This is a genomic window from Streptomyces sp. NPDC030799, from assembly GCF_055572255.1.
On the sequence record NZ_JBVIDS010000002.1, the window covers coordinates 676,442 to 687,968 of the forward strand.

Below are 11,527 nucleotides of genomic sequence, written 5' to 3' on the forward strand. Positions count from 1 at the left end.
CCGGCAGCCCGGCAGCCCGGCGGCCGGCAACCCTGCGGCCCGTGGCCCCGAGACTCTGCGGCCCGGTGGCCAGCGGCCCTGCGGCCCTGCGGCGGGCAGCCCCGCGGCCCCGAGACTCAGCGGCCTGGCGGCCTGGCGGCCTGGCGGCCTGGCGGCCTGGCGGCCCGGTGGCCCGGTGGCCCCGCGGCCCGTGGCCCCGGGGCTCGGCAGCCCTGCGGCTCAGCGGCCCGTGGCCCCGAGGCTCGGCAGCCCTGCTGCCCTGCGGCCGGCAGCCCAGCGGCCCCGAGATTCAGCTGCCCGGCGGCTGGTGGCCCGGTGGTCCAGCGGCCGGAGCCAGCAGCCCCACGGCCCCACGGCCCCACGGCCCCACGGCCCCACGGCCCCACGGCCCCAGGGCCGAATCGGCGTAGCAGACCGCATGGCACCCCGCAATCCCTGCGGCGCCGACCGGTATCCACCCGGGTGTGGTGTCCCGCGCCATGGTGGCGGCCCACACGTGTACGTACGGTTCCGCCACGCCCGGCGCTGTGTGCGCCGCCCCCGCGCACGAGCGGCCGGGACATCCGTCCTTGCGAAGGAGCCGCCGTCCATGCCGCTGCCACCGTTCCGAAGGGCGCCCGGAGCGCCGCCCCGCGTCCGTCTCCTGTCCCGCCTTCTCGCCGTCGGCGCCGTCGTCCTCGGCACCGCGCTCGCCGGGCCCGTGCCCGCCGCCCGGGCCTCCGTGTCCCTCACCGAGGTGAGCGGCTTCGGGTCCAACCCGGGCGCCCTGACCATGTACGTGTACCGGCCCGCCGCCCTGCCCGCGCACCCGCCGGTCGTCGTGGCCCTGCACGGCTGCACCCAGAACGCACAGGTCTACGCCGACAACTCCGGCCTGCCCCGACTCGCGGAGCGCGACGGCTTCCTGCTGGTGCTCGCACAGACCAGCTCGGCCAACAACCCGAGCCAGTGCTTCAACTGGTTCCGGACTGCGGACAACCGGCGCGGACAGGGCGAGGCGCTGTCCGTCCGGCAGATGGTGAGCCAGGCCGTCACCGCCTACGGCGCCGACCCCCAGCGGGTCTACGTCACCGGTCTGTCCGCGGGCGGTGCCATGACCGCCGTCCTGCTCGCCACCTACCCCGACGTCTTCTCCGCCGGCGCGGTCGTCGCCGGCCTGCCCTACGACTGCACCAAGGACAACAGCCCCTACACGTGCATGAACCCGGGCGTCGACCTCAGCCCGGACCAGTGGGCCCAGCGAGCGCGGGACGCCTATCCGTCGTACACCGGGCCGTGGCCGCGCACCGCCATCTGGTACGGCGACCAGGACACCACCGTCGTCCCGCGCAACGCCACGGAGCTGCGCGACCAGTGGACGGCCCTGCACGGCCTCTCCCGGACCCCGAGCCGCACCACGACCATCGGCCCCGACGCCACGCAGCAGGACCAGTACCTCGCCGCCGACGGCACCGTCGCCGTGGAGGTCGACCGGGTCCCCGGCATCGGCCACGGCACCCCGGTCGACCCCGGCACCGGCACCGATCAGTGCGGCAGCACCGGAGCCCCGTACTTCCCGGACTCGATCTGTTCCAGTTACTGGATCGCCCGGTTCTTCGGCCTGGACACCTCCGACCCGGGCGGCGGCACCGGCGGTGGCGGCGGTGCCCCCTGCTTCACGGCGAGCAACTACGCCCAGGAGCAGGCCGGAAGAGCCACCACCAGCGGCGGATACACCTACGCCAAGGGATCCCAGCAGAACATGGGTCTGTACAACACGTTCGTCACGCACACACTGAAGGAGTCACCAACGGGTTACTACACCATCGCCGACAACGGCTGCCCCTGACACAAGGTCAGCCTCGGTCGGTCATGGTGGCCGACGACGCTGCTGGGGCCGCCTTCATAGCGGCCCCACACATGTCCGGCACCCCCACTCCAGCCCTAGCCTCCAGCGCGTCCACCCCACAGCCGGAGGAACCCGTATGCCCGCCACACCACCCGGACGCCCCACACGCCGAGCCCTTCTCCCCGTACTCTCGCTCACCGCGGCCTGTCTGCTCCTCGTCACACCGGCCACGGCGGCACCCCACGGCACCCCGGATGCCCACTGCGCCGGCCGCACCCACCTCCGCGTCCCCGGTGCCGCCCGCCGGCAGGCCGACTGCCTGGACGAGCTGACCACGGCCGGCACCGTGGCCTCCGGCCACACCGACCCCGCCGACTACGCCGGTCTCACACCCAAGGACCTGCCCACCCCCAGCGGTGTTCCCGGCATCCAGATCGACGGCTACTTCCCGGACACCTCCACCACCAACAATGACCACGGCTGGCACCACGACTCCCAATTCGTCATCCGCCTGCCCGACCACTGGAACGGCGGCCTCGTGGTCGCCGGAACCCCCGGCAACCGTGAGCAGTACGCGAACGACAAGGCCATCGCCGACTGGGTGCTCGCACGCGGCTACGCCTACGCCGCCACCGACAAGGGCAACACCGGCACCGCCTTCTACCGCGACGGCCGGCGGCCCGGCGACGCCATCGCCGAATGGAACACCCGCCTCACCCAGCTCACCCGTGCGGCCCGCGCCGTGATCACCCAGCGCTACCACCGGCCCCCGGCCCGCACCCTCGCCACCGGCCTGTCCAACGGCGGCTACCTCGTCCGCTGGCAGCTGGAGCACCACCCCGAGCTGTACGACGGCGGAGTCGACTGGGAAGGCACCCTCTGGCGCACGGCCGGACCCAACCCGCTCACCTTCCTGCCGCCCGCGCTGCGCCACTACCCGGCGTACGCCGCCGGCGGCCCCGCAGCCGCCGACGCCGAGGCCGCCCTGCACAAAGCGGGCTTCCCCGCCGGCTCGGAGTTCCTGTGGCCGTACCACGACCAGATGTACTGGGACCTCACCCAGCGCATCTACCGGGAGGAACTCGACCCCGGCTACGACGGCGCCACCGAGGCCGGCACCCCCTTCTGCGCCTCGGGCACATCCGCCTGCGACGCCGACTACGACTACGCCGCCCGGCCCGCCTCCGTTCACCGCGCGGTCGACCGGATCGCCCTGACCGGACGCATCGGCAAGCCACTGATCACCCTTCAGGGCACCCTCGACGTGCTGTTGCCGATCAGCGAGGGCTCCGACGTCTACGCCCGCATGGTCCGCGCGTCCGGGCGGGGCTCCCTACTGCGCTACTACCGCATCGAGAACGGCACCCACACCGACTCCCTCGTCGACGCGTTCCCCGACAGGCTGCGCCCGATGGTGCCCTGCCACCACGCGGCCTTCGAGGCCCTGGAACGCTGGATCACCGGGACCGGCCTGCCACCGGCCGACCACACGGTCCATCGCCCGGCCGGCGCCGACCCGGCCGCTCTCCTCACCAGCTGTCCCCTGACCTGAGGGGGAGCGCCCCGAAAGGGGGCGGGGCTGTGTCCGACATGCGGCTCCGCCCCGGGCGCGCCCAGCCACAACGAACCCACGGACGATCGGCCGCCCCATCACCACACTTGCGGCGGAGCCCACGTACCATGGCCGCATGTCGTTCCTCCGCCGCCGCAGCGCCACTCCCGCCGGGCCCGACTTCGACGTGCTGGCCATGGACCCGGGCGACTGGCCGGGCAACCTCGGCGCGGGCCTGCTGCCCGCCCCCGACGGCACCTGCCAGGGTGTCTTCCTGCGCTACGACCTGTTCGGCGGCCGCGGCCCCGCCATGATCATCGGCAATCTGCCGGAGGGCTCCCCGGCCCGCGAGGTCGCCGAGGGCGAGATCCCCTTCGAGGTGGGCCAGCTGCTGCTGGCGCTGGAGAACGACGAGGAGGTCACCGTCGTCGGCGTCGAGGACACCCCGGTTCTCCAGGGGGACAACCTCCTGATCGTGCGGCGGCTGAAGCTGTCCGAGTCCCGGATCTCCTGTGTCCAGTTCGACCGCAGCGACGGCGTCCTCGTCACCATCGCTGCCTGGGACCGCCCGATCACCGACGACCTGTACGCCCTGCTGAAGCCGCTTCCGGCGGAGCTTTTCCAGCAGGGCTGAGGCCGGCGGCGCACGGCTAGTACGACGAGCCCTCGACGATCACGTCCTCGGCGCGGACGAACCCGACCCGGTGGCCGTACTGGATCTCGTAGTACAGGTCCTTGCCCACCACGACCCGGTGCGAGTCGGTGGTGAAGGTGACCGAATAGTCGTACTCGCCCGGTACCACGTCACCGACCACGTACTTCTGCCCGGCCGGGATGGTGTACGGCAGCGGGACGACCGACTGGGCGGGGACATCCGCCGGGTAGGCCTCCTTCTCCGGGTAGGCGCGGCCGTACACCGGGACACTCGCCAGGCCGTCCTTCGGCGTGATCACCAGACCCCGGGCGGGCACCGCCGTCGGTGCCTTGCGCGGATTCTCGAACCAGGCCTTCTGGCCCAGGTACCAGATCGCGGTCCAGTCGCCCCAGCGTTCCGCCACCACGTACTGCTGGCCCGTGGACACCCGGGAGGACAGGTCGTTCACGTCGGTGGTCGGGTCCTTCTTCAGACCGATGTCCTTCACCAGCGGTGCGTTCACGTCATGGTCCGTGTACAGGCGCACCTCGCTGGAGCCGTGCGCCGGGCACGCGGCACCGCCGGTGGTGCAGCCCGTGTACGCCGGCTGGTTCGCGGCGTAGTCCGGCAGGATCGTCACCAGCCCGGCCGACTTGCCCGCGGTGCGCTTGAACGGGTGGCCCAGCAGCTGGAAGTAGTGCCGCCAGTCCCAGTACGGACCCGGGTCCGTGTGCATGCCGGGGATGGTGGACGTGGTCGGGCCGGGCACGTTGTCGTGACCCAGGATGTGCTGCCGGTCCAGCGGGATGTCGTACTTCCTGGCCAGGTACTTCACCAGCCGGGCCGAGGACCGGTACATCGCCTCCGTGTACCAGGCGTCCGGGTTGGCGAGGAAACCTTCGTGTTCGATGCCGACGGACCGGGCGTTGACGTCCCAGTTGCCCGCGTGCCAGGCCACGTCCTTCGCCCTGACGTGCTGGGCGATCAGACCGTCCGTGGAGCGCACGGTGTAGTTCCACGACACGTAGGTGGGGTCCTGGATCAGGTTCAGCACCCCGTCCCAGGCGCCCTCCGTGTCATGGACGACGATGTACTTGATGCGCTGCGACACCGGACGGTCGCCGAGGTCGTGGTTGCCGTAGTCGTCGTTCCCGAACTGTGCATACGGCGCCCAGACCGCCTCGCAGGACACCGACCGCGGGCACTCGACGCCGTCCGTGGGCAGCGTGCCCAGGCCGGCCCGCGCCAACTGGGCGATGTCGGCGGTCAGCGCCGGCTGGGCGGCGAGCGCGACCAGCTGGCCGTCGTCCGTGATGCGTTCCTCGCCGGTGCGCAGGACGTCGTACACGTCGTTCGCGTACGCCGCCGCGGTCGCCGTGTCGTCGGCGCCCGAGAAACGGGCCACCGCGCCGTACCATTCGGCCGGGTCGGCGCTCAGCGGCTCGCCCAGCTCCTTCTGCGCGGCGGCGAGCAGGGCGGCACCGCCGGCCACGTTCGCCGCCGGGTCGGTGCGCAGCTTCTCGGCCGGGAGACCGGTCAGCTCCGCCGCCTTCGGGAGCGTCTTCAGACGGGGCGGGAGCGTCGAGGCGGCCGGCACCTTGACGACGGGATGCAGGGCGGCGCGGGCGGTGTCGCCGCGGGCGTCCCCTATGCCCTCGGCGAGGTGCTCCGTGATGGCGAGCGCGGCCCGGGCGTCCGTGAGGTGCATGGGGCCGTAGCCGCCGGTCACGCTCGGCGCGCCCGCGTGCCGGTCCCAGCGCGACTGGAGGTAGGAGACGGCCAGCAGGACGCTCTGCGGCACGTGGTAGTCGGCCGCCGCCGCGGCGAACGCCTGCTGCAGCTGGTCGCTGGAGTCCTGGGCGCCCGGGGCGGGGGCCGCGCCGAGCAGCGGCAGCAGCAGGGCCGCGGAGGCCAGGGGGACGGCTGCCCGCCGCAGGTGTCTGTGGCCGGGAGCGGACGTGGGGTCGGTGGCGGAACCTCGCAATGCGGCCTCCTGTGACGGGCGGGCGTGGCGGGGCGTGCGGCGCCGAGCTGGGTCAGTGGTACCGGCTTGCCGACGATCCGTCAATGATGCCGTCACGACATCGATTTGCCTTGTCACGGAGGGTTCCGGCGAGTTTCGCAGCGGCGGTGCGCGGGCCTGCGGGGCGTCACTGGCGTACACCAGTGGCCACCGTCGGCCCGTATGTGCGAAGACCGCGATGCCGGCCCGGACATACGAAGGTCCGCGGTGCGCCGCCGCTCTGGCGCACCGCGGACCTTCGTGCCCGTCAGCGAGTGCCGACCGCCGCGCGGACGGCCTTGCGGGCCATCTGGCAGTCGTCGTGCAGCCGCCTCAGCAGCAGCCGCTGTTCCTCGCCGGACTGCGCAGCACCCGGGTGGGCCGGGCCCGGTGCCGCCGGGGCCGCGTCGTGCATCGAACGCTGCACGGCCGTCTCGTAGGTACGGATCTCCCGGGTCAGCAGCAGCATCAGGTTCACCAGGAAGGCGTCGCGGGAGGCCGGGCCCGCCGCCTGGGCGATCTGGCTGATCTGCCGCCGTGCCGCCGGCGCGTCCCCGAGGACCAGCCACAGCGTCGCCAGGTCGTACCCCGGCAGATACCAGCCCGCGTGCTCCCAGTCCACCAGCACTGGACCGGCCGGTGACAGCAGGATGTTCGACAGCAGGGCGTCGCCGTGGCAGAACTGCAGCATGCCGTGGCGACCCACCTCGTGGGCGATGCCGTGCAGCAGCTTCTGCAGGTCGCCGAGGTCCCGGTCGGTGAGCAGGCCCAGCTCGTGGTACCGGGAGATCCGGGCGCCGTAGTCCAGCGGCATCTCGAACGTGCCCGCGGGGGGCCGCCAGGCGTTCACCCGGCAGATCGCGCCGAGCGCGGCCCGGATGTCCGCGCGGGGCGGTGCCTCGGCCGGATGCCGTTGCAGCGCAGCCACCCGGCCCGGCGAACGCTCGATCACCAGTGTGCAGTTGTCCGGGTCCGCCGCGATCAGCCGGGGCACACGGACCGGTGGCCGGTGCCGGACGAACGAGCGGTATGCGGCTATCTCGTGGCGGAACCGCTCGGCCCAGGCGGGCGAGTGGTCCAGCAGACACTTGGCCACGGCTGTGCTGCGCCCCGTCGTCCCGACGAGGAGGACGGACCGTCCGCTGCGCCGCAGCACCTGTACCGGAGCGAACTCCGGACAGATCCGGTGCACCGAGGCGATCGCGGTACGCAGCTGCGCGCCCTGGGGGCCGGACAAGTCGAGTCTCCCACTCAGCGGTTGGGTGCCGGGCTGGCCCGGGACCCGCCGGGGCCGGCCCGCGACCGGCACCGGTCCGCCCGGTCGCGCCACCGGGTCGAGGTAGGGTCCGCCGCCCGCCGGGCGGGAGCGCAGCGGCCGTGGCGGGGCGGACACGGAGGACGATGCTGCGTACATGGGAGATACAGATCCCTTCGTGTGCCTGCGGTGCCTGCCTTGTGGTTCCGTGCTCGGCGCACATGCGCGGGGCCGGTCGCTCCAGGAGCCCGTACTCCGATCGCATGCACTGCGAGCGTGCGCCTGCCCGGCCCGGCCGCACGGGTGCACCCTGGGGAATGCATCCGACAGCCCGACGAGGCCGAGCTGCGACCGGGTCGGGGTGGCGCGTTCCTACTCGACACCCGATGCCCAGTGGCACACCATCTGGCGGACCCTGGCGAACCCTGGCGAATAGTCGCCCGGCAACCTCCACGGGGCTACTGTCAACTCAGCCGAGAACCTGGGGGCTTGACGTGAGCGGACAACCCAACACCCGCCTTGCGGACCTGTTCGGCCTGGCCGGCTGGTCCAAGGGCGAACTCGCGAGGCTGGTCAACAAGCAGGCGGCGGCCATGGGCCACCCCCAGCTGTCGACCGACACCTCCCGGGTCCGTCGGTGGATCGACATGGGAGAGATCCCGCGCGATCCCGTACCGCGGGTGCTGGCGGCTCTGTTCACCGAGCGTCTCGGCCGTGTCGTGACCATTGAGGACCTCGGTCTGGTGCGGCACGGGCGTACGGGGAAACGGCAGGGCGACGGGATTGAGGAACATCCCGACGGCGTGCCGTGGGCGCCCGAACGGACCGCCGCGGTCCTCACCGAATTCACGGGAATGGACCTCATGCTCAACCGACGCGGCTTGGTGGGCGCGGGTGCCGCGCTCGCCGCGGGATCCACACTCAGCAGCGCCATGTACGACTGGCTGCACACCGACCCGGCCCTGAAGGCCGACGCCCCCGTTCTCGACGATCCCCTGCACGCCGACCCCGCTGGGTTCGACCGCTATGAGGCCGCCCCCATCGGGTCGCAGGAGGTCGAGGAACTGGAGCGCTCGGTCGAGGTGTTCCGAGCCTGGGACGCGGCCCGTGGCGGCGGGCTTCAGCGCAAGGCGGTCGTGGGCCAGCTCAATGAGGTGGGCGGCATGCTCGCCTACCACCACCCACCCCATCTCCAGCGGCGTCTGTGGGGCGTCGCCGCCAACCTGGCCGTCCTCGCGGGCTGGATGTCGCACGACGTCGGCCTGGAGCCCACGGCGCAGAAGTACTTCGTCATCGCCGCCCATGCCGCCCGCGAGGGCGGGGACCGGCCGCGCGCCGGTGAGGCCCTGTCCCGGGCGGCCCGGCAGATGGTGCACCTCGGCCGGCCCGACGACGCACTGGACCTGATGAAGCTCGCCCAGTCCGGCGCCGGCGACCGTCTGCAGCCGCGTACGAAGGCGATGTTCCACACCATCGAGGCCTGGGCGCAGGCGTCGATGGGCAAGGGCCAGGCGATGCGCCGCACCCTCGGCCAGGCGGAGGACCTCTTCGTCTCGGACCGGCAGGACGCGCAGACACCGGACTGGATGCAGACCTTCAAGGACGAGGACCTGTACGGCATGCAGGCTCTCGCCTACCGCACGCTGGCGGAGTTCGACCCGGGCGCGGCCGTGCACGCCCAGCACTACGCGGAGAAGGCCCTGGCGCTGCGCGTCGACGGCCGGGAGCGGTCGAAGATCTTCGACCATCTGTCCATGGCCTCGGCCTGTTTCATCGCCGACGACCCCGAACAGGCCGATCGCTACGCACGGCTGGCCCTGATGTCGATGGGCTCGAACTCCTCCCGGCGCACCTGGGACCGGCTGCGCCAGATGTACCGGCTGACCGCGGAGTACGCCGGCTATCCGACGATCCACGAACTGCGGGAGGAGATCCGGCTCGCTCTGCCCAAGCCCAGGGGCAAGGGCGGCAGCACCGCACAGGCGTGAGCGCACAGGCCCAAGGGCCTGTGCGCCGGTCTCCTCACCACCTCACCCGACTCACTGTTCAGCTCATGCGGTGACCTTGGCGACGAGCACACAGGCGTCGTCCTCGCGTCCCGTTCCACCGAACTCCTCGACCACGGTCCGTACGCAGTCCTGCGCGCTGCGCGCCGCGGCGAACCGCGGGGCGAGGCCGAGCAGGCGGTCCACGGCGTCGGCCGAGCTGTGCCCGGGCACCACCCCGTCGGTGTGCAGCAGGAGCAGGTCACCGGGTTCCAGGGTCGCCTCGGCCTCCCCGTAGACGGCGCCCGAGGTGGCGCCGAGCAGGACGCCGTCCGGTGCGTTCAGCACGCACCCCGTCCCGTCGCGGTACAGCAGCGGGGCGGGGTGTCCTGCCTGTGCCCAGACCAGGGTGCGGGTGGCGGGCCGGTAGCGGCAGCAGACGGCGCTGCCCAGGGCGGGTTGCACGGTGGCGTCCAGTAACTGGTTGAGCATGCCGAGCAGTTCACCGGGTTGTGTGCCGGCCAGGGCCATGCCGCGTACGGCGCCGAGCAGCGTCGCCATACCGGTGGCGACGGCCACCCCGTGTCCGGTGAGATCGCCGACGCTGAGCAGCGTCTCGCCGTCGGACAGCTCCAGCGCGTCGTACCAGTCGCCGCCGAGCGGCGTGGTCGTCGTCGCGGTCAGACGGCGGGCGGCGAGGTCGAGGGTGCATGGCCCCTGGTGCGGGAGCCGCAGGGAGCCGCGCCATGGCGGTAGCACGGCCTCCTGCAGCTCGGCCGCGATCCGGTGCTCGGTCCGCTCCTGCCTGCGGTGGCGCTGCAGCGAGTCACGGGTCTCGTGCACCGTCCGCCGGCAGCGGCGCAGTTCGCTGACGTCCCGCAGCACGGCCCACATGGAGGTCGTGCTGCCGTCGGCGCCGAGCACGGGCTCGCCCATCATGTGCACGGTCCGCACGGACGCGTCGGGCCGGACGATCCGGAACTCGCCGTCGATCGGCGTGCCGTCGACCAGGCAGTCCGTGACCATCGCGGTGAGCTTCGGCCGGTCCTCCTCCAGGACCAGCGAGGGCAGTTCGTCCAGGGTGAGGGCCGAGGCGGTCGGGGCGAGGCCGAGGATCTGGTACAGCTCCCCGGACCAGGTCGCCTCGTCCGTGAGCAGGTTCCACTCCGCGCTGCCGACCCGGCTGAGCAGCGAGCCGCCCGGGACTGCGGGCGTCTCGACGGGTTCGGCCGGGTCGGAGTGCGGGGCCTCGGGGCCGTCCCGCAGCTGGGCCAAGTGGACGCCGAGGTCGTCCAGTTGGTGCAGTGCCAGGTCGTACAGGGCGCGCTGCCAGCGTTCCTCCGGGTCCGCACCGTCGCTCCCGGTGTCCCGCCGTACGGCGTCCACGTCGCCCTTGAGCCGCCGCGTCTGCGTGATCAACGCCTCGACCGAGCCGCGTCCGGGTGGCTGGGCGGCTGGGTGGTCCGCGGAGACTGGGGACGGCATGACGCACTCCGATGGGGGACGATACGGCCGGGGAGGACGGGGGGACCGTTACGACTCTGGCACAGCCCACGACGCCCCGTAAGGGATTTGGCAACACACGATACGGTGGTGCTTCCGGCATATGCCAGAGTCTTCCCGGAGTGATCCCGGCGCACGAATGACGTACGCGCCCGACCGCTCAAGCCGTAGGAGAACTACGGGAGTTGCCTCATTGCGGACGTTTTTCGACCGCGCTCAGCCGTCTGTTCGTCGCTCCTGTGTTCGCGTGTCCTCCGATCGTCTTGTACATGCCGAACTCTGACCGGATTTGGCGGCATGCGAGCCGCCCCCGAGGACTCCATAAGGGCATGGACGCCATCACAGTCGAACAGCCCGCCCAGGCCCGGCTCATCACCGCCGAGGACCTGGAGATCCCCGTACCGGCCACGCTGCGCTACACCACGGACGACCCCCTGGCCGTCCGCGTGGACTTTCCCGCCGAAGCCGCCCTGGAGGGCGAGGAGGTCACCTGGGTCTTCGCGCGCTCCCTGCTCGACCAGGGCCTGCGGGCCCCGGCCGGCCACGGGGACGTACAGATATGGCCGTACGGCCGCACCCGGACCGTCGTGGAGTTCCACTCGCCCCACGGCCTGGCTCTGCTGCAGTTCCCCGCCTCGGCGCTGCGCCGCTTCCTGCTGCGCACCTACGCGGTGGTGGCGGCCGGGCAGGAGGACATGGCCGGGGTGGTGGAGCGGGGGCTGAGCGCCCTGTTCGGCGGGGTGTGAGGGAACTCGGGCCATTTCCGCT

The 11,527-nt window shown here is 72.4% G+C and carries 8 protein-coding genes; 5 read left to right on the forward strand and 3 right to left on the reverse strand.

All coding sequences use genetic code 11. The annotated features are described in order from the left end of the window. Window positions 1–589: 589 nt before the first annotated feature. The 3 genes from ACZ41I_RS06940 (at window position 590) to ACZ41I_RS06950 (ending at window position 4,014) form a co-directional block, all read left to right on the forward strand. A complete protein-coding gene (locus tag ACZ41I_RS06940; RefSeq protein WP_468513370.1) occupies window positions 590–1,828 on the forward strand; it encodes an extracellular catalytic domain type 1 short-chain-length polyhydroxyalkanoate depolymerase in 1,239 nt (412 codons plus the stop codon). A 136-nt stretch (window positions 1,829–1,964) separates the two neighbouring features. Beyond that, on the forward strand, window positions 1,965–3,380 hold the full coding sequence (locus tag ACZ41I_RS06945) for a 3-hydroxybutyrate oligomer hydrolase family protein (RefSeq protein WP_468513371.1): 1,416 nt from the start codon (window positions 1,965–1,967) through the stop codon (window positions 3,378–3,380). Between the two features lie 136 nt (window positions 3,381–3,516). Continuing rightward, window positions 3,517–4,014 (forward strand): glycosyltransferase family protein, encoded by a 498-nt coding sequence (locus ACZ41I_RS06950; protein WP_030339601.1) that lies wholly within the window; start codon window positions 3,517–3,519, stop codon window positions 4,012–4,014. A 16-nt stretch (window positions 4,015–4,030) separates the two neighbouring features. Here ACZ41I_RS06950 and ACZ41I_RS06955 read toward each other — a convergent pair whose 3' ends face one another. Further along, the gene (locus ACZ41I_RS06955; RefSeq protein WP_468513372.1) at window positions 4,031–5,998 is read right to left on the reverse strand and encodes an N-acetylmuramoyl-L-alanine amidase; all 1,968 of its coding nucleotides are present in this window, start codon (window positions 5,996–5,998) and stop codon (window positions 4,031–4,033) included. Between the two features lie 286 nt (window positions 5,999–6,284). After that, window positions 6,285–7,430, reverse strand: a complete 1,146-nt coding sequence (locus tag ACZ41I_RS06960) for an aminoglycoside phosphotransferase family protein (protein ID WP_399762586.1) — start codon at window positions 7,428–7,430, stop codon at window positions 6,285–6,287. A 335-nt stretch (window positions 7,431–7,765) separates the two neighbouring features. Between ACZ41I_RS06960 and ACZ41I_RS06965 the strand changes: the two genes are divergently transcribed. Next, window positions 7,766–9,259, forward strand: coding sequence for a DNA-binding protein NsdB (locus ACZ41I_RS06965; protein ID WP_468513373.1), 1,494 nt, complete (start codon window positions 7,766–7,768; stop codon window positions 9,257–9,259). A 63-nt stretch (window positions 9,260–9,322) separates the two neighbouring features. Here the strand turns inward: ACZ41I_RS06965 and ACZ41I_RS06970 are convergent, their stop codons facing one another. Next, window positions 9,323–10,741: a PP2C family protein-serine/threonine phosphatase gene (locus tag ACZ41I_RS06970; protein WP_468513374.1), complete on the reverse strand. Its 1,419-nt coding sequence runs from the start codon at window positions 10,739–10,741 to the stop codon at window positions 9,323–9,325. 347 nt (window positions 10,742–11,088) lie between these two features. On the opposite strand from ACZ41I_RS06970, the gene ACZ41I_RS06975 reads away from it, so the two are divergent. Then, a complete protein-coding gene (locus tag ACZ41I_RS06975; RefSeq protein ID WP_363219268.1) occupies window positions 11,089–11,505 on the forward strand; it encodes an SsgA family sporulation/cell division regulator in 417 nt (138 codons plus the stop codon). The last annotated feature ends 22 nt before the right edge of the window (window positions 11,506–11,527 follow it).